The organism is Nonomuraea polychroma, from assembly GCF_004011505.1.
GTDB lineage: Bacteria > Actinomycetota > Actinomycetes > Streptosporangiales > Streptosporangiaceae > Nonomuraea > Nonomuraea polychroma.
Map to the genome: position 1 here is coordinate 8187141 of NZ_SAUN01000001.1, position 19287 is coordinate 8206427.

18 protein-coding genes, 1 pseudogene and 1 riboswitch are annotated in these 19287 nt (G+C 65.9%); of the genes and pseudogenes, 8 read left to right on the top strand and 11 right to left on the bottom strand.

Annotated features, from left to right (window positions below; all coding sequences use genetic code 11):
* Window positions 1–249: 249 nt before the first annotated feature.
* On the bottom strand, window positions 250–1632 hold the full coding sequence (locus EDD27_RS37350) for a hypothetical protein (RefSeq protein ID WP_127936579.1): 1383 nt from the start codon (window positions 1630–1632) through the stop codon (window positions 250–252).
* A 252-nt stretch (window positions 1633–1884) separates the two neighbouring features.
* Here EDD27_RS37350 and EDD27_RS37355 point away from each other — a divergent pair, with 252 nt between their 5' ends.
* Window positions 1885–2412 carry a GNAT family N-acetyltransferase gene (locus EDD27_RS37355; RefSeq protein ID WP_164903963.1) on the top strand — a complete coding sequence of 176 codons (528 nt, stop codon included), beginning with the start codon at window positions 1885–1887 and terminating at the stop codon, window positions 2410–2412.
* A 175-nt stretch (window positions 2413–2587) separates the two neighbouring features.
* Here EDD27_RS37355 and EDD27_RS37360 read toward each other — a convergent pair whose 3' ends face one another.
* Entirely contained in the window at window positions 2588–2800 is a 213-nt protein-coding gene (locus tag EDD27_RS37360; protein ID WP_127936581.1) for a hypothetical protein, read from the bottom strand.
* Window positions 2801–3066: 266 nt separating this feature from the next.
* Between EDD27_RS37360 and EDD27_RS37365 the strand changes: the two genes are divergently transcribed.
* Window positions 3067–3792, top strand: a complete 726-nt coding sequence (locus EDD27_RS37365) for an aminoglycoside phosphotransferase (RefSeq protein ID WP_127936582.1) — start codon at window positions 3067–3069, stop codon at window positions 3790–3792.
* A gap of 154 nt (window positions 3793–3946) precedes the next feature.
* Window positions 3947–4132, top strand: coding sequence for a hypothetical protein (locus tag EDD27_RS37370; protein ID WP_206641819.1), 186 nt, complete (start codon window positions 3947–3949; stop codon window positions 4130–4132).
* Between the two features lie 90 nt (window positions 4133–4222).
* On the opposite strand, the gene EDD27_RS37375 is transcribed toward EDD27_RS37370, so the two are convergent.
* From EDD27_RS37375 to EDD27_RS54805, 5 genes are all read right to left on the bottom strand, one after another.
* Window positions 4223–4597 (bottom strand): hypothetical protein, encoded by a 375-nt coding sequence (locus tag EDD27_RS37375; protein ID WP_127936583.1) that lies wholly within the window; start codon window positions 4595–4597, stop codon window positions 4223–4225.
* Window positions 4598–4762: 165 nt separating this feature from the next.
* Window positions 4763–5083 carry a PhzF family phenazine biosynthesis protein gene (locus EDD27_RS37380; protein ID WP_127936584.1) on the bottom strand — a complete coding sequence of 107 codons (321 nt, stop codon included), beginning with the start codon at window positions 5081–5083 and terminating at the stop codon, window positions 4763–4765.
* Complete coding sequence (locus EDD27_RS37385; RefSeq protein ID WP_127936585.1) at window positions 5080–5958, bottom strand: MBL fold metallo-hydrolase; 879 nt, start codon at window positions 5956–5958, stop codon at window positions 5080–5082. Before EDD27_RS37385 ends, EDD27_RS37380 begins: the two co-directional genes overlap by 4 nt.
* Before the next feature lie 13 nt (window positions 5959–5971).
* A riboswitch (guanidine-III (ykkC-III) riboswitch) is annotated at window positions 5972–6032 on the bottom strand.
* 108 nt (window positions 6033–6140) lie between these two features.
* On the bottom strand, window positions 6141–6599 hold the full coding sequence (locus tag EDD27_RS57160; RefSeq protein WP_421916398.1) for a site-specific integrase: 459 nt from the start codon (window positions 6597–6599) through the stop codon (window positions 6141–6143).
* Window positions 6600–6847: 248 nt separating this feature from the next.
* Entirely contained in the window at window positions 6848–7849 is a 1002-nt protein-coding gene (locus tag EDD27_RS54805) for an alpha/beta hydrolase domain-containing protein (RefSeq protein ID WP_164903964.1), read from the bottom strand.
* Between the two features lie 100 nt (window positions 7850–7949).
* On the opposite strand from EDD27_RS54805, the gene EDD27_RS58945 reads away from it, so the two are divergent.
* Together EDD27_RS58945 and EDD27_RS54810 are read left to right on the top strand one after the other, a co-directional pair.
* Window positions 7950–8396 (top strand): ClpX C4-type zinc finger protein, encoded by a 447-nt coding sequence (locus EDD27_RS58945; protein WP_421916400.1) that lies wholly within the window; start codon window positions 7950–7952, stop codon window positions 8394–8396.
* Between the two features lie 342 nt (window positions 8397–8738).
* Window positions 8739–9242, top strand: a complete 504-nt coding sequence (locus EDD27_RS54810; RefSeq protein ID WP_164903965.1) for a site-specific integrase — start codon at window positions 8739–8741, stop codon at window positions 9240–9242.
* A 317-nt stretch (window positions 9243–9559) separates the two neighbouring features.
* On the opposite strand, the gene EDD27_RS37410 is transcribed toward EDD27_RS54810, so the two are convergent.
* Window positions 9560–10312 carry a hypothetical protein gene (locus EDD27_RS37410; RefSeq protein ID WP_127936587.1) on the bottom strand — a complete coding sequence of 251 codons (753 nt, stop codon included), beginning with the start codon at window positions 10310–10312 and terminating at the stop codon, window positions 9560–9562.
* On the bottom strand, window positions 10305–10892 hold the full coding sequence (locus EDD27_RS37415) for an RNA polymerase sigma factor (RefSeq protein ID WP_127936588.1): 588 nt from the start codon (window positions 10890–10892) through the stop codon (window positions 10305–10307). The genes EDD27_RS37410 and EDD27_RS37415 overlap by 8 nt, the downstream gene beginning before the upstream one ends.
* A 387-nt stretch (window positions 10893–11279) precedes the next feature.
* Here EDD27_RS37415 and EDD27_RS37420 point away from each other — a divergent pair, with 387 nt between their 5' ends.
* The gene (locus EDD27_RS37420; protein WP_127936589.1) at window positions 11280–12638 is read left to right on the top strand and encodes a hypothetical protein; all 1359 of its coding nucleotides are present in this window, start codon (window positions 11280–11282) and stop codon (window positions 12636–12638) included.
* 935 nt (window positions 12639–13573) lie between these two features.
* Here the strand turns inward: EDD27_RS37420 and EDD27_RS37425 are convergent.
* Together EDD27_RS37425 and EDD27_RS37430 are read right to left on the bottom strand one after the other, a co-directional pair.
* Entirely contained in the window at window positions 13574–14644 is a 1071-nt protein-coding gene (locus EDD27_RS37425; RefSeq protein WP_127936590.1) for a hypothetical protein, read from the bottom strand.
* Between the two features lie 1403 nt (window positions 14645–16047).
* Window positions 16048–16641: a HEAT repeat domain-containing protein gene (locus EDD27_RS37430; protein WP_127936591.1), complete on the bottom strand. Its 594-nt coding sequence runs from the start codon at window positions 16639–16641 to the stop codon at window positions 16048–16050.
* A 312-nt stretch (window positions 16642–16953) separates the two neighbouring features.
* Between EDD27_RS37430 and EDD27_RS37435 the strand changes: the two genes are divergently transcribed.
* The gene (locus EDD27_RS37435; RefSeq protein ID WP_127936592.1) at window positions 16954–17499 is read left to right on the top strand and encodes an ATP-binding cassette domain-containing protein; all 546 of its coding nucleotides are present in this window, start codon (window positions 16954–16956) and stop codon (window positions 17497–17499) included.
* Between the two features lie 117 nt (window positions 17500–17616).
* Window positions 17617–19156 (top strand): annotated as a pseudogene (locus EDD27_RS37440) (ISKra4 family transposase).
* Window positions 19157–19287 lie beyond the last annotated feature (131 nt).

Consider the following 19287-nt stretch of genomic DNA (forward strand, 5'->3'; position numbering starts at 1 on the left):
CAATCTCAGTCCAGCCGTCTCAAGAACGGCTCGGTCCGGGGTGTTCACGAGTGGTCTTGACCTGCCGATGAACCGAGGGGTGATTGATCGCTTCCCAGGCCGGGAGTGATCGTTTCCCGACAGAAAGCTGTGCGCAGCCGAAGTCCGAGGTCGAAACGCACACGGCGATCAAAAGCCGCGTGGGCTCGAGCGTCTCCCGCGGCGAATGCTGGAGAGGCACTCCCTGTCCTGCACCTGTGATCAGGCAGCTCAAGGGAGGCGCCGTACGGAGTCGGTGACCTTGCCGTCCTTCATCTCGGCGGAGAGCTTGAACGAGCGGGACCTCACCTCGGCGGAGAACCAGCGGACGCCGCCCGGACCCACCGGACCGAGCGGAAGCCCTGCCGAGGTGCCGTCCGAGTAGCTGATGCGCACCTTCCTCACCCCGGTCCCTGCGAAGCCGACGAGGACGTTGTCGCTGGGCAGGCCGAGCTCCATCACGTCACGCATGATCATCAGCGGCACCCGGCCGTACTCCGGCTTCCACGGTTCGAAGCTCCCACCGCCACCGTCGACGATCTCGGCTCGGCGGGAGAGCACGCGGAAGTCCCACGTGAAGGTTCTTCCCTGCAGTCCGGCGCTCATGGCCCAGGCCCGTTCGGCGTTCCTGCCGTGCGTGACGACACGCAAGGGACGGTTCTGATCGTCGGTGGGCGGGAACAGCAGGTCCGGAGGGTACTCCAGGATCTGGTCACGCGCCCGCTCGACGGCTTCGGGGCCGGCCGGGCGCAGATCTCGTACGAACGCGTCCACCACCTCGTCGGCCAGACCCAGCGCGGACACCTTGACGATGATGCCGTTCTCCCGCCAGAGCCGGACCTTGGGCATCATGAGGGCCGGATCCTCGTGCACCCAGTCCATCCTGAGCGATCCGCTGGACAGCAGGTCGCCACCCGCCAGGCCGGTGGTGCCACGGATCTCCCGAGGCTCTCCCGAGACCGTGGCGCCGGCGAGAATCCCCATGCCGGCATCGCCGGGCAGCTGGCTGACGGAGAGCCTGGCTCGCGCCCGCCGGTTGGTCCAGACCTGCTCGGTTCCGCCGAGTTCCGCCTGCCAGTTGCCGATCGGCAGCGAACCGGTCTTGACGAGGTCCAGCCCCTGCGGCAGATGCGCGGCGTCGATCCGGGGCCGCCGCAGATCCTCTGCCACTCCGTTGGCCGCCCTGATCAGCTCGGCCTCCGACAACCCGTGGCCCAGCACCGCGAACGACTCGAAGTCCTCGCTCGACCTTACCGGCCAGGTGATCCAGCGGTGCTGTCCCGATCCGCCCATGGTCGCCTCGTGCTTGTCGAGCTTGACCGGCTTTCCACCGTACGGCTGCTCCCAGTCCTCCGACGCTGTCACGAGGACGGCCAGCGTCCTGACGCCGAGGGTGGCGCCTTCCGCGTACGCCGTGACCGGATCCTGCTCGGCCTCCGATGTGACCAGCTGCTCCAGATGGAGATCTCCTGGACTGTCCGGGAGAAGCAGCGCCGCGGAGGCCTGGCCTGGAGTGGGCGCCGGATGAGCCTGCCGGGGGTTCGCTACGTTGCCGCCGCATCCAGCGCCGAGGACGATGAGGGCAGCCGCCACGAACACACGCAAGGAGCTCATTCCTGCTTTGACGCGATCTTCCGCGCGCGAGTTCTCCCTGTCGTGGGATTCTCTTGCCTGACCTGCCTGAACCAGGTCGTATGCCGTCTGACAACGTCATGCCCGAACCTCGCTTCCCGGAAGGGAGGTGATCGTTTCCCAGACGGTAGCTGCGAGAGATGAGAGCATTCCCGCCGCCTTCTCGTTGATGGTGTGCGGGCGGGCTGAACTCCGGCGGTTGCGAGGCAGACCGGTTTGATAGAAATGTGGCTCATGAACATTGTGCGCGCGCTTGACGGTTCAGGTCCTGTTGAGGTGGCGATCGGGGATGAGACTGATCTCCCTGGAATTGTCGACCTCCTCAACGATGTGGCGGCGAATTCGATCGCGTCTTTCGACGCCCGGCCGACCAAGGTGGATGAGCGGCGCGCCTGGTTCGAACGGTTCTCCTCCGCTGGCCCTTACCGACTGCTCGTGGCTCGACGAGACGGTCAGGTGGTGGGCTATGCCTGCAGTCAGCGCTACCGGGATCACGATGCCTTCCGGGAGACGGTCGAGCTCAGCGTCGCGATCGATGCCAGTTGCCGGGGCTTGGGGGTGGGAACGTCGCTGTATCGGGCGCTGTTTGAAAGCATTGCCGATGAGCCGATCCATGTGGCCGTCGTAGGCATCGCCATGCCCAACGATGCATCGGTCGCGTTGCATCGGAAGTTCGGCTTCACAGAGGTCGGGACGTTCCACGAGTACGCCCTCAAGAACGGTCAGTACATCAGTTCGCTGTGGATGGAGCGTCGTCTTTAACGACCGCCCGCAGCGGCACTATGGCACGTAAGGCAAGTAGGTGGCCGCGGCTGCGGCGCGGGTGGATCGTCCAGAGGTGACCGAACCCCGCCGGAGCGGGGGCGACCCCAGAAGATCACCCTGAAGATGTTTCCTCATACCAGGTGACCCAGGGTTTCGGGCGTTTCCCAGGCCGTCAGCTGCCGCCAGGGTCGGTTTCCTTCCACGCGCACTGGTTGATCGGTTCGGCGAGGACTTGCCGGTCCTGCTCGGACAGGTCCTGCAGAGGGGCGATCATCGGCTCCAGCAGCTGCATCGAGGCCTCGGCGATGGCGTCGTCTTCGCTGAGATCAAGCCTGATGACGATCTCCGTGAGGGCTTTGGCAAGGGTGCGTTCGAGCGTGGTCATGACGGGGCTCCTGGCTGTTCGTCCGGGGGGCGGCGCGTCCGGGGGCGGCTGCTTATCTGCACTTCGCCCAACTGGTCAACCAGATGGCTCACGGCGTGCACTAGAAATCCAGGCGCCTGACGAGTTAGCGATCCGACACTCTGTCCGCTATGACGTTGAGAATGACCGAGCCCCCGGCAAGCGTGCTCGCAGCCTTGCGCCTCACGGGAGCACCTCGCCCTCTTGCTGGCGGCCAGGGGGAGAGCTTCCGTGTCGGGAACGCGGTCTTGAAGCCGGTGGACAACACGGAGGAGGCCGAATGGTGCGCCGATGTGTTCGCAGGCCTGACTTCCTCGACTGAGTTCCGAGTTCCCCGGCCCTATCGTGCAGACGACGGAAACCATGTCGTAGCCGGCTGGGCGGCCTTTGAGTTCGTGGAGGGCCAGGAGGGGCCTGCCGGCGCGTGGGCGACATTGATAGCTGCCGGCAGGGCCTTTCACCGGGCATTGCGCCATTTGCCCCGGCCCGACCTGCTTGATCGGCGTCAGCATCCCTGGGCGGTGGCCGACCGCATCGCGTGGGGTGAGGTCAGTTCGGTGGCGTTGGCTCACACCGACGGGCTGCTGGCGACGTTGCAGGAGCTCCAGCGTCCCGTGGACGCACCCAGCCAGCTCGTGCACGGGGATCTTACTGGGAATGTGCTGTTGCAGCCGGGGCAACCGCCTGCCGTGATCGACTTCTCGCCGTATTGGCGGCCGGTTGGGTATGCCGAAGCCATCATCGTCGCCGACGGCCTCCTCTACCACCATGCGGAGCCAGAACTCATCGACAACGTGCTTCCCGGCCGCCATGGGCTCCAGATGCTTGTCAGGGCGCTGATCTTCCGGCTGGCCACCTCGGCCATCTTCGAAGGCCCGGGCAAGACAATCCCTCAAGAGGAGCTGGCACGCTTCGCACGTGTCATCCACCTGGTAGAGGAGCGAATGCACGCAGATCATCACTTCGACACCTGACCCTCGGCACTGGGCCCGCGGTAGGGATGCCGAGGTCGACCGTTACGATCGTTATCTGGGGTGCCACGCGCCGACGGCGGCCTGCTCACCGGCGGCATGAAGGTCATCCGCGGCGCCGCGGCCGTGGCCGGACAGGCCGCCACCTTCCACGCGCATGGCCACCAGCGCCGTCACCCACCCGGCGCTCGTCAACGGCCTGGCCGGCCTGGTCAACACCATCGACGGTCAGCTGATCTCAGTCATGAGCTTCACCATCTCCGACAGCAAGATCGCCGCGATCGACATCCTGTCCGACCCCGACCGGCTGGCCCGCCTCGACCTCACCCGCCTGGAGCCGTGAAACCTGGCCCGCGCCGGCACTGCTTCGTTGCCGGCGCCCCGGGTGGAGAGCTCGTTACGAGATAGACGCGGACGGGTTTGACTGCTCAGCTCACTGCAGCGTTCGGTGGTCGACTAGGACCGCGGCGCCACCCACGTACACGTTGCGGCTCTTCCCCTTGGTCAGGGTGAGGACCGCCGAGTGGCCGGCCTGGGTGTACTGGGCGATCTGCAGCTCCTGGCCGTCGCTGACGTGCGGGTCGGCGCTGACCTGGGCCGCGCTCGAGACGCCGGTGGCCCGGTCCACGACGAGGCTCCGGCCGAGGTACGCGTTCACCTGGATCACGTGTTCGGGCAGCGATGTCGTTCTGTTGCGGCAGAACAGGTGGATTCCGTTGATGTCCAGCTCGCGCTGCAGGGTCATCAACCGGTCGTAGTTCAGATTGTCCAGTTCCCGGCGCAGTCGCGCGAAGGTGGCGGGTGTCACCTCGATGGTCAGCTTGGGTGACGGGAAGCGAAGCGCGTGCGGAGCCTCCGGCCGACGTGGTGATCAGGAGGTCCTGGCCTGGCTTGGTGAGCCCGGCCTCGGCGAGCGTGTGTGCCACGCCGATGAAGCCGTGGGCGCACACGCCGAGTGCTCTGCCGGTCGGGGTCAGGACAGTGAGGTTGAGCTCGTACCCGTAAGGGCCGCCCGGCCCGCACGGTTCGCGGACGCGTCGATGAACACGGTTTCGGGGGTACCGGTGCGGCGGGCCAGCGCCTGGCGCTGTCCCACGTCCCAGGCCCCGACATCCGCGCCCATGACGACGGCGAAGGGGTTGCCGAGCCCGTTATGCGGATCGCGGGCGTCGACGAAGGCCGAGCCGAACACGACGGAGGTCCGGTGCGGCAGCGTCACCGGCCGGCCCATAGGCATCGCGGCCGGGGACGACGTGGCATCGGGCAGGAGGTCCGATGCGTTCGTGCGGCTCATGCGTTTGGCCAGAGGATGAAGAGGGGGTAGGCACGCCGGCTGGGCCGGCCGCCGATCTCCTTGATCGCCGCACGGATCTCGTGCAGATGCGCGGTGGTCATCTGCAGTGGGGGCTCGTCGGGCTGGTAGGTGGTGCGGATCGGGTAGTCCACGCCTGGCTGCCGGGTCATCTCGATGTGGCAGCCGAGCACATGGGTGACCGGTCGGCGGTCGGAGAAGTCGATCAGGCGGTCGATGGTCTTGGCGAAGGCCGGCCAGTCCTGGATGTAGAGACGGCCCGGGTAGACCGTGTCGCCAGTGAGCAGGAACCCGGTCCATCGGTCGTAGAACGTAACCGCCGCCTCGTGGTGGCCCGGGGTGGCCAGGCACTCCAACACACGGCCTCCCAGGTCGACCTGCGCCACGGCGTCGGGATCCTTGCTGAACCCGAAGAACTCCCAGGCGGTGACCAGGTCCGCGCCGACCACCGTGGTATCGGGGCGGTCGGTGAACTGATCGTCGCCGGCGACGTGGTCGCCATGCGGGTGGGTGTGCAGCACCAGCAGGTGGTACTCCTCCCGGGGGTGGCGGGCGAGCCAGCCGGCGACGAGCTCATCGACCACCCGGCGCAAGGGGAAGAACTCGGCGGATGCCGTGGCGCCGGTGTCGATCAACACCGCCCGTGCGTTTCCGAACAGCAGGAACAAGAACGGCGCTTCATAGTTGATCGCCATGTTCTGCCGCAAGATGAACGTGTGCTCGTCGTACGCGTGGACCTGGATGTCCGGATCGGTGTTGTGCTTGGCCGACGGTGAGCCGTGAATCCACCGGACATCCAGCGCACAAGGCTGTGGAGTCACTCCAGTGAAATCGATCAGGGGTATGCCTGCATCCATGACGGCTCCTTCGAGTGCGTCGTCTTAGCAGGCCGGGTACGGCGCACATCTCGTCCGGGGCAAGCGCTTACAGGCTTCCGCGGCGACAGTACCACGACAGCGATCAACTACTCTTCGCGCAACCGTCCTGCGCATGCTCCGCGACCACGACCAGCAGACCGCGATCTGACGGGCCGGGCCCGTCAAGGCACCGAGGGAACGGCTGAACGCGGGAGCCATCGCAGACGGATCGCCTCGGCCGCGCGGCGGCAGACCGGGTAGACCGGGTTCCCATCGGCGTCCAACCCCTCCACCAGGCGGTCATCGGTCACCACGATCTTCCACTCACCCTGGGCGACCATGCCCAGCACCTGCCCCGGCAACCACGGCCACGACGCATCATCCTCATCACCCTCGGCGAGCGGGTGGCGGACCTGCACCGGCGTCGCGTCCGGGAACAGGTTCGCCCGCCGTGACAGCGGCCCGCCGCGGCCGTTGATCGAGGCGCGTAACAGCGGCCCGGCGGTGTAACCGGCGCGGGCCAGGTAGCGCTTGAGCAGGGCGACGTAGCCGCGGTCGTCCAACAGGACGGTGCGCACGCTGCCGCCCTTGCCGTGGATGCGGACGTGTTCGTCGTCCAGGCGCAGGTCGAGGTCCTCCACGTACAGGCCGCAGACTTCGGAGGCGCAGGCGCCGCAGACATAGGCGGTCTCGAACAGACTCGCTCTCGCCCAGAGCGCCGAGTTTCTCCACCGACAGCCGGGCCCGCCCGCCGCCGGCCGGGGTCACCACCGAGACCAGCGCATCCTCGCCCGCCTCCTCCAGGAGAGCGGCCATCTGCTTCCAGGCAGTGGACGTTGATGATCCGGCCGCCCTCGCGCAGCTTCTGCGTCAGGTCGAAAACAACCTCTTACGGGATTCGGCCATGGGCGGCCTGGTACGCGGCGGTGGCGAGGGCTTTGATCTCGTTGGTGTCGGCCTCCAGCAGGAAGCCTTTGGCGACCGCGGCGTCGGTGGCCGTACCGAAGGCCGCCAGGTAGTCGTCGGCGCCGCCCGGGTAGAGCCGGGCCAGGGTGGCGTCGGTGAAGGGGATGGTCTGGCCGAAGAGTCTTTCGATCAGGCCGTCGTTGGGGCTGATTCCGGTCAGTACGGCGGTCGGCGCGTCCATCCAGGGGGTGCGGATGCCGCCGAGCGCGTTGCCGAGGTCGTCGCGGAACGGCACCGGCCGGGGGTCCATCTGGGGTGGGTCGGGGAGCTCGAGCAGAGAGGCAGGGCCGATGCGGCTGTGGACGAGGTAGCCGTGGTAGGCGCGGGCGATGGGGTCGATCTTGTTGATGTAGGTGGTGAGCTGGTAGGCGGCCAGTGACAGGCCTGCGGCGATGAGCCGTGCGCCCGGGAACAGTTCGGCAATGGCGTGCCCGGCCTGGGAGAAGATGTCGTAGGAGTAGTCGTCGCCGGGATGGTGCAGCGTGCCGTACCGGTCGGGGTCCCAGGCCTTGAGTCCTCCCGGCGCCGCTCCATCGGGAGGCAGTTCGCTGCCGGTGACGCCGGCGCACTGGGCCGAGACGCCGACCCAGGCGTACCCGCCGCGCATCAGTTCGGTGTGGGTGTAGAGCCATTCCACGCCGGCGTCCATGAAGCCGGAGACGTTGAACCATTCCACCACGACGGTGCCGTTGAAGCGCTCTCGTGGCTCGGGGGTGCGGGTGAGGATGCGGGTGACGTACGGGGCGTGGGCGCGTACGCCGACCTGCCCCGGTTCGGCGGGGTCGTCGCGGTAGGCGGTGGCTGTGCCGCTGAGCAGGTGTTCTTCCTCGATGTAGCCGTGGGGGACGTCTGCTGCGCGGCTGGCGTCGAAGGGTCGGCCGCTGCCACCGCGGCAGGGTCGTAGGTCGGGCGGGGAGGTGTGCATGGGCATGTCCTCTCGGGGAGATCATTCGGTGTCAGCCTGTCCTTGACAGACGATCTCTGTCAAGGCTGGGCTGACAACTGGCCGATGGGATGATCGTTGGGTGACGCGCAGCAGACGTATTCGCCCCGTAGGCTCGACCGACGACCTGATGACCCGTTGCTCGTTCTGCGGCAAGCCACATGCCGAGGCCGGCAGGGTGGTCGCCGGCCCCGGCGTCTACATCTGCGACGCCTGCGTGGACCTGTGCAACCAGGTCATCGCCGCCACCCCGCCCCCGGCGGAGGGTGACCCGCAGCGTGTGCACCGCGGCCCTGATCCCCGCACGGACGAGTATCTGACCGGCATGTCCGACGAGGACATGCTGGCCATGCTCCCCCGCCAGGCTTTCACGGTGGAGCAGGCCGAGCGTGACCTGCGCGCGTGGGTGCGGCTGCTGCGGGATCGCGGGGTGACATGGGCCAGGATCGGCGAGGCTCTGGGGGTGTCGCGCCAGGCCGCGTGGGACCGGTTCGCGGCCGACGTCGCAGACGGCGACCAGGCCGGTTGACGCGCCGACTCGCCTGGAGGCCACTCGACGGTGCGGCCGCCGGTGACACGCGCGAGCGGCCGAACCACCGAGGCAAGCGCGCCATCCTGCCAGCCAGATCCGGCCAACCACCAGGACTCGGCCACCTGCACCGTCGTGGCCGGAACCGCCAGGTACGTCGATCGGCAGGGTGGCGGTCGACGGGCTGCGCCTGGACACAAGGCCCGCCCGGCGTCGCCAGGCCGCCGAGTCGTCCGAACCCCACGCCTACGTGGTAGTCAGCCTCACCACGGGGATTCGCACCGAGGAAGCCCGCGCGCTGCGCTGGGATCACGTCGTCGCCTGGATACCGGACCTCAAGCAGTGGCGACCAGTCACCGAGGGAGGGGATTCAAGCACAAGCGGTTCGCCATCTACGTGTGGCGCCCAGACCGAGAAGGAGGTGGTGCCAAGACCCGCAAGTCACGCCGCACGCTGGAGCTGCCCAAGCTGGCGGCTCAGGCCCTCCGGCAGCATCACGTAGGCCAAGCCGCTCAGAAGCTCAAGGCGGGCGAGGCTTGGCAAGATCACAACCTTGTGTTCTGCACGAACGTCGGCACTCCACTGGACGCCTCGAACGTGCGGCGGGCATTCCGCAAGATCACCAAACAAGCGGGACTCGGAACCGCCTGGAGTCCCCGCGAACTGCGTCACTCGTTCGTCTCGATCATGAGTGACCAGGGCATACCCATCGAGACCATCGCCGATCTCGTCGGGCACGCGGGCACCAGCGTCACAGAAGCCGTCGACCGGCACCAGCTCCGGCCGGTGATCACCAAAGATGCCCAGACCATGAACACCATCTTCGGCGACAGCGGACACAGGTAGAGAGTCCGAGTGAGATGGCTCCCCGATTGACTCCCATCGACTTCCAGACATGAGAAAAGGGCCCCCCTCCGAAGACCCTTCTCACCTGCATCTTCCTGGTGGGGCGTTCACGAGTATGCATGACCTGCGGTAGAGGCAGGCCATGGAAGATCGCTTCCCGGACAGCCGCTGATCGTTTCCCGGGCCGGGCCTGACCAGTGGGGCGGAGTCAGTGCGGCTTGTGTCTTGGCCGGGTGGTCCGCCCCACGGCCGTACCTATCGGAAATGCTTCCCGCGCCGGCGGGTTTCCGCCCGGGTCCCACGGCGCGGGGTGCGGATCAACTGCCGGGCGGTGGTGTGGCGTGGCCGATGTCGTTGGCCGAGGGGTCCGCCACGACCTTGCACGGCTCAATGGGCCCGGTCGTCAGCCGCCCGCTGAACTGCCAGGCGACCCCGGGACGCTCTACCGTGGGCGTGACCGGATTTTCCATGACCTCGATCATCGCGATCTGGCCCGGCTGAATGTGGCGGGGGTAGATGGTGATGCCATCTTGCGGGCGAATCGCCTGGTAAGAGATCGACTTTCGCAGTCTCTCCCGAAGCCTGGCTTGCGCGGCGGCATCACTGCTCGACAGTTCCTCCTTGGTCGCGCCGAAGTCGTCGCCCTTGAGGAAGGGCGCCCGGTTGTTTCCGCAGCGCTTGCCGAGGGGCAGGTAGGTGATGTCAGCCGGCACACCCCAATCCTTCAGCTCCTTCTCGAGGTGCTCCGGGTCCCGGAAATCGTAGATCTTGAGGTTGATCGATCCGTCCTGGTTTTTCGTCAGGGCATAGGCCGGCTTGGCGGAACCGAGTAAGGAAGGCACGGCCACGCCCGCCGCGACGGCCGCCGCCACGGCTGCACCCATCGCGAGCCGCCGCCCGCTCAGGAGCGGCTGTTCCAGCCGAGTGTGCTGACCGAACGGAAGCAGCCTCCTCCAGCGCCGATCGCGCGGTGCCGCAGTCGCCTCCTGAGCGAGCCGGAGTCGTTGCCGGGCCAGGGAGTGGGGCGGCTCATGCTCCAGTTCCTTGATGAGCGTCTTCAGTTCATCCATGATCGTGTTCCTCCAACGGGTTGACTCCACCCAGGGTGTGGCGGACTTTGCGCCGGGCCCGATTGAGCCGTGACTTGACCGTGCCGACCGGGATGCCGAGCGCGCGGGCCGCTTCCTCGTACGTCATGTCGCTCCAGGCGACCATGAGCAGGACGTCCCGGTCGCCTCGCGACAGCAGCGCGAGCGCGTTCAGCAGGACCGTCCGCGACCCTTGAGCGGTCAGATCACGAGTGATCGCCTCTTCTGGTCCCTCAACGGGCTGGGCCGGGCTCTGCCGCTCCAGCGCACGGTAGCGGCTGACCTCGGTCCGGCGGTGGCCGGTGATGAGCTTGGTGGCGATGCCCAGCAGCCAGGGCCGGGCATCGCGGTAGGAGATGTCGTACGCGTGGCGCCTGCGGAATGCGATCAGGAACGTCTCTCCGACGAGGTCCTCGGCGAGTTCTGGGCCGAGCCGGAAGGAGATGTACCTGTAAAGCGTTGCGGCGTAGCGGTCGAACAGGGCGGCGAACTGCTCCGGATCATCGAGGGAACTTGTGATGATCTCGGAGTCCACCACCAGCGGTGACGTGTCTGTCACCATAGATGATCTATTTTCGGCACTGGACCCCCTTCGAGATGTCATCTGTGTCTTGTCACAAGAGGCTTGAGTGTTCACGGGCATCTGCCGCTGGTTGATCGTCGGCGCCGTTGCTGAGGTACTGAAGGGATCTTGCAGTCTTTGAGGTCAGCAATGCCATGACGCCTGGCGGCACACAGGGCAGCACATAGTGAGTGGTTGTCGAGGCATCCGGCGGGTCTGTAGTCGCGCAGGGAGAGCTGTGCTCGGTGGTGGAAGGACCGATTGCAGATGTGTCTCTTCACGCGAGCCGCAAAGCCATCTACAGTTACGATTTGCAGGCGCCATGTGACTCTTTGCAATCACAGAATTATGCGGGTTACGCACGGCGCCAGCATGTGGAGGTCGGGCATGACGCTGGGCGAAGCATCGCTGCTGGACCCGGTCTTCGCCCGCCCACCCCGAACCCGTCGCTCCACCGGAGAACTGATCGCCTCCACCGAGATCACCGCAGGCTGGCACCACTCGGCCGGAGACGGCCCGCCCGAGTACGGCTACAGCGCCACCCTCACCGTCGCCGCCCGCACCCGCTCGGTTTCCGGATCTTTTCCGCAACTGGCGCTCGGCCTGGTCCTCGACACTCCACACAAACGCATCGGCGCCAACGCCATCACCACCCTCAAACCCCTGCCCACACTCGGCTTGCCCGCAGCATTCGCCGTGGTCGACCGTGCCTACACCGACCAACAGAGCACCCATTTCGCCCAGCCCGCACGAGAGCTCGGCTACCGGCTCGCCCTCGATTACAAAGTGGATCAACGAGGCGTGCAGGGCAGCGTCCACGGCGCCCTGCTCATCGACGGCGGCCTGGCCTGCCCGCTGATCCCCGACCGGCTCGCCCAGGCCACCACCGGCCTGGCCGACACCGCCATCCGCGCACCCTCGGACGAACTCACCGCGCTCATCAGCGCGCGAGAGCCGTACTTGCTGCGCCTCAAGCAGAGCCCGAACGCAGACGGCACCGTCCGCTTCCAGTGCCCGGCAGCAGGCACCTCCCCATCGCTGACCTGCCCCCGCTTCGACCGCCTCCACCAGCACGGACCCAACCGGCCCACCGCGGTCAACCTCACCCACACCCGGCAACGAGCCGCCCACCCCGCGGCCAAACCTCGCATTCTTCCCCCACAGCCTGACCACAAGACCGGCGAACTGCCGAGGATCTGCCAACAGCACACCATCACCGTCCGCAAGGACGACCTCGGCCACCTCGACAAGTTCCGCCAGGATCTGCCCTACCTCAGCCCCTCGTGGCGAGGGACGTACTCCCCTGCCAGGGCGATGACGGAGGGGCTGAACGGCCGTCTCAAAGGCCACGACCTCGACCTGGGGATCCCAAGAACCGGCTCGCCCACGGCCGCGTCGCCCAGACCATCCTGGTCGCCCTGCTCGTCACCGTCGCCAACGACCACTTCCTCGACCAGTGGCGCCACACCCATCAGCCCCCAGACGAGCCCGACACACCCGCCGACATCCTCCAGATCCCAGCAGAGCACATCGACCGCACACCGCTCACGGGCCGCAGCAGGCCACCGCCCGTCCCATAACCCGCACTTCAGATCACCTTGTCGCACCACCCAGCCCGGAGCCGGCATCGCCATGCCCAGCGACGCGAACTCCGACCTCCACCAGCGCCCTGACACCACCCGCGCCTTCCAGGACACCTGCTCCGCGGCTCCCAAACCAGGACGAACCCGATTCGGAACCTCCTGAAACGACAAGATCCCGCCTGATCTCGATGATCAGACGGGATCCCGTCAACTTCAGTCCAGCCGTTTCAAGAACGGCCCCTGGTGGAGATGAGGGGATTCGAACCCCTGACCCCTTCGATGCGAAGCATTCGAGTTGATCGCTCCACCTTGTGTATTGCCAGGTCAATCCGTCCGTTCGTGTGCATCGTAGTGCACCCATGGGTCTCCCCGAGCACCTCTGATGTCACTCACTTTGTCACTCAGCACGGGGATTCGTGGCGCCTTCTGATTGCTTCGGTGTGAAGCAGACCTGCCGATCTTGTGATCTGGTGCTTTGGCTAGTCAAACCTCTGATCGCTGTGCGCCAGCCATGTGACCCGCATCCTCTCAGAAGCTCGGAAATATGACGGGATACTAGCCTCCGCCCGGGCCCTACCCACGCTGTCCACACGCATACGGGACCGGAGCCTGCACTTGGGACGGGGTGTTGGGATTGTTCTCCAGCTTAACCCCGGTCCAATAGATCGGGGTTAGCGCCTTGACACTGCTGTCTGGTCCTCGAACTACGACAAAGTCACTTGTGAAAGGCGTTCCTTCTCGCGTAGTGCCCTTCAGGACCAGTAGCCAGCCATGGGGGCCATTCTTGAGCGGAATTTGCCTGGACTCAGTCCATTTTGGTGTGCGTCCGGGATGAAGGCAGTTGCGGCGCGCTATTTCAACGAACCTACTGCAGTTGGAGTCGCTTGCTGCGAATGAGCCACACAGGGCGTTGACATCTTCAGATTCAGCTGCAGTAGTAATGTCGTGGAATAGCTGAATTGCCTCCTCTTCGCGCACAGGCTTAGTTAGGTCGGGGTCCATCGGGGCTGAGCAGGCGACGACCGCCGCCAATAGTGTCAGGATGACTGTTGTCTTCATCGCCGGTGTCGCCTGCTCTCTCGCTCGACTAAGCCCTCGTTAGCACGTCTCGGGGGCGCATGGGTTCTGGTAGACCTCCATCGGGCTCCATGCTCGGAAGGTGGCTCCTGCGCCGCCCTGGGGTACGTACCATGAAACCTGATACTCGACGGCGCGATCATCGCTATGGATCGCGTTGCCGCCGGATGTCCAGTAGTGGCTGAACGTTGCAGGAGCGTCGTACTTGATTATGTCGCTCCTCTCGCAGTGATTGTACGACCCTGACATTGAGAGGCCGCCGTATAGGGGTACGCTGATGCCGATTTGTCGACAGTTACTGGTCGTGTCCTGCTTTGGCGCCCAGCCTCTCCATCCGCTGATGGTGCCGCCACCGTTGCGTTCTCCGCCAATTCCACACTTATACATGAGGATGTTGGTTTCGGTCTTGCATGTGCCGAAGTGGTAGCGAGAGTAGTAATTCCAGTCGGGGTTCCCGTCGTATTTCTGGATGGTGAACTCCCAGCACACGTCGAACCATGCCAGCGAGCCCCAGGAGGGATCGTATTGACGCCCGAAGCAGTTGTGATGATAGGTGTAGGGATAGGTATCTGCCGCCACCGAGGCCTTGCCTGATTCCTCACCAGAATCCACTGGTGGAGGCGTGATGTTGACCTCGAGGTCCGTCCAGATCGAATCGGGCTTTGTGCTACTCACCTCAGGGTGCGAGGCAACGGGTGAGCCCGCACCCTTGGCAACGACCACAGTCATGTCTGACAGAGGAACGTCGGCCGGAGCGACCACGGTCATGGTCGGCACGCTATTCGTCGAAACGCTCTTGCCGGTTGTTGCCCATCGCGGTAGGTCGACCTTCAGCACGCGGAAGCTCTGCGCCTGGATGCTAGGCGCAGCCCTCTTCATCGATGGGTCGTCACTCGTCGTGGCCCGCTGCCGGAAGGAGGTGACTCCCGTCTGACCTTCCGGTGTCTGGGTGATGTCCTTGACGCCCGCCTCGTCGAGCTTGATCCGCGCCACGGATTGCTCAGGCGCAGCACCTGCGGGGGGAGCGAGGACGATGACCGTCAGCAGAACGGATGCGACTGTGAGCAGCAGTTGAAGACGTTTTAACGCCATGAAGCTAGACTCCTCATTGCATCGGATGATGTGCCACGGGCGGGGTTTGCTTGACCGGCTCCCCGCTCGTGGCTTGCGGAACTACGTTACGCGCGTGATTCAGGCGCCCACTCCCTGTTTTGGTGTCTGTAATGCCCATGGGGCTGATGCGAGGGCAACCATAAGCAGGGGCTCCAAGAGAACGCAACACTCGATCAGAATTTTGGAGTCAGTACGCCCTGTTTGGAGTCAGCAAGCGTCCCGGCGAAGATTGGGGGTGACGCATCGTCGCCGCTCAGCGAGTAGACCGATGCTTGGATTGCAGACGAATCAATGGGCAATCAACGGACGTTTCCGCACAAACAGGATATCCTTAATCCTCTACCTGTCGAGGCCATAATTCATCGTCCGTGTGCCGGCGACGCGTTGGCTGATGAGTAACAAAGGCGGCCTTCTGGTAAGCATTCAGAAGTTCAAGATCATGATGGCGTGGGTGCTGCCCACGAGGTGGGATGATCTTCGGGTGCCGAAGACCCCGGATCGCCGCCCGTCATACGACGAGCTGGCGGCCTTGGTGGTCCGGCAGATGACCACGATCGAGACCCAGCGACAGACGATCGAACGGCTGGATGAGACGGTCGACCGGCTGACCACGAAGGTCGCCAATCTGGCACGCCGGTTGGACCGCAACCCGGGAACTCCTCGTTACCGCCCTCCAGCGACACCTTCGTCCGGCCGGACAAGAAGCCGCCGGTCAAGAACGGGAAGAAGCGGGGCCGCCAGCCGGGAGCCCCCGGCGCGGGCCTGGCCATGGTCGAGAATCCGGATCAGGTCGAAGACCATCTCCCGGACGCCTGCGGCGGCTGCGGAATGACCTTGTCAGCACTAAGGGCATCTATAGGGCTGCTACGAGCCCAACACACCCTCTGGCCTGCCCGTCTGCCGTCGTCCCACCCGCAGGGATAGCGGGCCAGCCGCGGGGCTGCCCGGCCGCGCGCCTGGTGTCACGGCCGTGATGGAGCGGAGGCGGCCCCGCGGCTGGTCTGCTAGGGCTTGTCCTGGGATGACGGCAGGCGGGCAGGCTTCCACCGCAACCACTCCACCGCTGCACGCCGTGATCTTGGCCGCCCCGGAGCCGGAGCACCCCCGCCGGAGGCATGCCGTAACCCCGCCCCGTGACCGGCTCAGCCTGCGCTTGGCGAGCTCGACTCCGTGAGCAGAGCACTGCGCCTCGGAAGCGGCCCTGTCCTCGTTGGGTGTGGCTCGTTTTGAGGGAGCGGAGTGATCATAAGTGAGCACGTCTCGGCTCTGGCGGCGGGTTGCGCGGGCGCGGATGCGACCTCTCCCGTCCGGGTTCGCCGCGCTGGCTCGCCTGTCCGCCTCGGCCGACAGATTGCCACGAACTCGCCACGGTCAACGTCCATTCAAGGGTGGACTGGAGGGACGTTGGTGTTGTCGCGCATGACCAGCGTGTTCATGGCGTCTCGCCGCACCTCAGGGTGTGGATCTTGGTCAGCCATGCGTCGTAGAATGGCACGCAGTTGGAACCACTCGAGATATCCGCAGGCGAGCACCACGGCGTCGCGCACGCGTGGGTCAGGGTCCTCGGCCAGTTGAGCTATCGGCTCGTAGAACTCTTGGTCGTAGTATGCGGGCGCCCCCAGGACGAGACGCATCAGCCTCATCATTCGCTCGCTCGGGTCGATCCGCGAGATGATGGGCTCCAACAGTTCTTGGCGCGTAAGCGGGTTGAGGTGTTCGATGAGGAGCCTCTCAAACTCGGCTCCGGCCGCTCGGTCTTCCATTAGAACCGAGAGGGCGCACATATCGCTCAATTCGTCAGACAACAGCCTGACGTGAAGGCCACGGCGAACGCCCCACTCTTGTTCGTGGGTGTGCCGCCGGTAAGGCTTACCGGCGTTGTCCCACAGCAGGGTCCAGTCCGCGGCCACCGCCAGCTTTGTCGCCTGCTCCACGCCAGGGATGTAGCGAAGCACCAAGCGATTGCCCTCATACATCCCAGGAGCACCCTTCAACGTCAAGGCGTCAGCCTCAGCCGTCCTGCCTCAAGATCACAAATCGAAACTAGACGTTAGTTGGCGCCGCCAATATCGGTCAACCAGGACAAGAAGCCTTGCGGTGGCCAACCTTGCGGGGAGATCCCGCGAATCCTGCCCACCCTCTCGATGTTCTCGGCGTCCTCCGGGGCGTGTCCGGTATGCATGTACTTCGTCCTCAGCGAGTGTCTGAGCTGGGCTTTTGTGATCACGACTGTTTGATCGGGGAACCGCCTTCTACCGTGGGTGCAGGCGTGTAAGGCGGTGGTGACGGTGGGTTCGTTGCTGGAGGAGTTGGCGCGGCGGGAGGCTGTGGCCCGGCAGCGGATCGAGGGGATCCGGGAGCAGATCGCCGCGTTGGAGTCACAACTGGAGGCCGAGCAGGGCCGGTTGTCACGCCTGGTGATCACGCGGGAGACGGTGGAGGAGATCTTGGGCGATGCAGCCCAGCTGGTCCACGAGCCCGCCCGCGACGCCGAGGTCGTCGATGCGGCCGGCGTGGCCGCATCGGTGCAGGTGCAGCCGTCGACGATGGGGGTGGTGACGGTGCCGCCGTGGCAGGCGGGCATGACGGTGGCGGTGTTGCCGCGTGCGTACCGGGACGCCGTGGAGATCATGGTTGAGGCCGGTAGAGCGTTGCGGGCCGGGCAGATCGCGGTGGCGATGGGGTTGCCGGATGAGGCCGCCAAGCGGGAAGGGTTGCGGTCCAAGCTCAAGCGGCTGGTGGAACGCGGGTGGGCGCGGGAAGAGGGACCGGGGCTGTTCACGGTGACCGAATCGGTGGCGCGCGAGGTGGCCGGGCAGGTCGATGGAGGGTGAGTCGACGGCATCGCTCCGTCGTCTACCTCGTCACCGGGCAGGTGATTGTGGCGGGGCTCTTCCGTCGTCAGGTTCGAAGGTGCCAACCAAATCGCGCCCGAATGAAAGAAGAGCCCTGTGCAGGCACCGTACGACACAGACGTCACCGCTGACGTCTTTGCGGAGGCGAGGAACACGTTCAACTGTCTGATCGGACAGCTCACCGCTGCGCAGCGCGTCGCTGACGCATGATCAGCTGGAGGACACGATCGTCGAGCAGGGGCGTGAGCTGCAACGCCAGCTGCTGCAGGCGCACCTTGACCTGCGGGCGTTGCGCGAGCGGCAGCAGGTGCACCGCACCCGACATGACAGGTCGGCCTTGACGGTGACCGGGGCCGACGGCGTGGTGCGAGGGCGGGTGGCGATGGGGCATCACCGTCTGCTGGCCACTGTGGTGGGAACGGTGAGGGTCACGCGATGCGCCTGGCGCGCCCCGAACGTCGGCAACCTCTATCCGGCGGACGCGGTGCTGTCGTTGCCGGCGGTGCGGCACTCGGCCGGGCTGGCGAAACTGGCGGTGATCGAAGCAGTGCGTGGCTCGTTCGACACCGCCCACGCGGCGATCACCGCGCGCTGCGGCCAGGTGATCGGCAAACGGCAGATCGAGCAGCTCGTGGCCGGGGCGGCGGCCGACGTTGACGCCTTCTACGCCGCGCAGACTCTGCTGCCGTGCACCGCCTGCACGGTGCTGGCGATCAGCGTGGACGCCAAGGGCATCGCGATGCGCCCCGAGGCGCTGCGGCCCGCGACCGCCAAGGCCGCCGCCCGCGCCAGGGCGACCTTCCGCACCCGGCTGGCCTCGAGGGAGAAGCCTGCACGCAAACGGATGGCCACCCTCGGCGTGGTCTACGACGCCGACCCCGCCGCCCGGCGCCCCCATGATGTGATCGCCGTCCCCGGCGGACGCGGCGGGCAGCGCCGGCTGCGGCCCAGGCCACGCGCGGAGCGCAAGTGGCTGTGCGGCTCCATCATCACCGGCCCCGGTACGGTGATCGCCAAGGTCTTCGACCATGCCGAAGCCCGCGACCCTGCCTATGCCCGTCCCTGGGTCGTGCTCGTCGACGGAGCCCGGCACCAGCTCGATCTGATTGCCGCCGAGGCCGCCCGCCGCGGCATAGCCGTGCACATCGTCATCGACTTCGTCCATGTGATCGAAAAGTTGTGGGCCGCGGCCTGGAGCCTGCACCCGCCCGCCGCTCCGGCCGCCGAGGACTGGGTCGCCGCCCACGCCCTGGCGCTGCTGGCCGGGCACACCGACCATGTCGTCACGGCTTTGACCGCCCAAGCCACCGCCTTACCCTCCCGGCGCCGCGACGGCATCGACGCCTGCATCCGCTACCTGACCAACAACGCCGAACACCTGCGCTACGACCAAGCACTCGAAGCGGGATGGCCGATCGCGACCGGCGTGATCGAAGGCGCCTGCCGGCATCTGATCGCCGACAGATTCGACCTGGCCGGAGCCAGATGGGGCCTAGCCGGAGCCGAAGCGGTGTTGAAGCTCCGCGCGCTGACCGCCAACGGTCATCTCGACGATTACTGGCGCTACCACCTCGCCCAACAACACGACCGTGTCCACCAAACCCGCTACCAGGACGGATACGCCCTCACAACCTGACCGACAGGCTCACTTCAGGAGAGCCGCACCCAACCCGATTCGGAAACGCCTGAAACGACAAGATCCCGCCTGATCTCGATGATCAGACGGGATCCCGTCAACCTCAGTCCAGCCGTTTCAAGAACGGCCCT

What these genes read in the sequence shown, in the direction of transcription:
- EDD27_RS37350 (WP_127936579.1), bottom strand. Translation starts at nt 1,632, where the DNA reads ATGAGCTCCTTGCGTGTGTTCGTGGCGGCTGCCCTCATCGTCCTCGGC.
- EDD27_RS37355 (WP_164903963.1), top strand. Translation starts at nt 1,885, where the DNA reads ATGAACATTGTGCGCGCGCTTGACGGTTCAGGTCCTGTTGAGGTGGCG.
- EDD27_RS37360 (WP_127936581.1), bottom strand. Translation starts at nt 2,800, where the DNA reads ATGACCACGCTCGAACGCACCCTTGCCAAAGCCCTCACGGAGATCGTC.
- EDD27_RS37370 (WP_206641819.1), top strand. Translation starts at nt 3,947, where the DNA reads ATGGCCACCAGCGCCGTCACCCACCCGGCGCTCGTCAACGGCCTGGCC.
- EDD27_RS37380 (WP_127936584.1), bottom strand. Translation starts at nt 5,083, where the DNA reads ATGAGCCGCACGAACGCATCGGACCTCCTGCCCGATGCCACGTCGTCC.
- EDD27_RS37385 (WP_127936585.1), bottom strand. Translation starts at nt 5,958, where the DNA reads ATGGATGCAGGCATACCCCTGATCGATTTCACTGGAGTGACTCCACAG.
- EDD27_RS54805 (WP_164903964.1), bottom strand. Translation starts at nt 7,849, where the DNA reads ATGCACACCTCCCCGCCCGACCTACGACCCTGCCGCGGTGGCAGCGGC.
- EDD27_RS37410 (WP_127936587.1), bottom strand. Translation starts at nt 10,312, where the DNA reads ATGGATGAACTGAAGACGCTCATCAAGGAACTGGAGCATGAGCCGCCC.
- EDD27_RS37415 (WP_127936588.1), bottom strand. Translation starts at nt 10,892, where the DNA reads ATGGTGACAGACACGTCACCGCTGGTGGTGGACTCCGAGATCATCACA.
- EDD27_RS37420 (WP_127936589.1), top strand. Translation starts at nt 11,280, where the DNA reads ATGACGCTGGGCGAAGCATCGCTGCTGGACCCGGTCTTCGCCCGCCCA.
- EDD27_RS37425 (WP_127936590.1), bottom strand. Translation starts at nt 14,644, where the DNA reads ATGGCGTTAAAACGTCTTCAACTGCTGCTCACAGTCGCATCCGTTCTG.
- EDD27_RS37430 (WP_127936591.1), bottom strand. Translation starts at nt 16,641, where the DNA reads ATGTATGAGGGCAATCGCTTGGTGCTTCGCTACATCCCTGGCGTGGAG.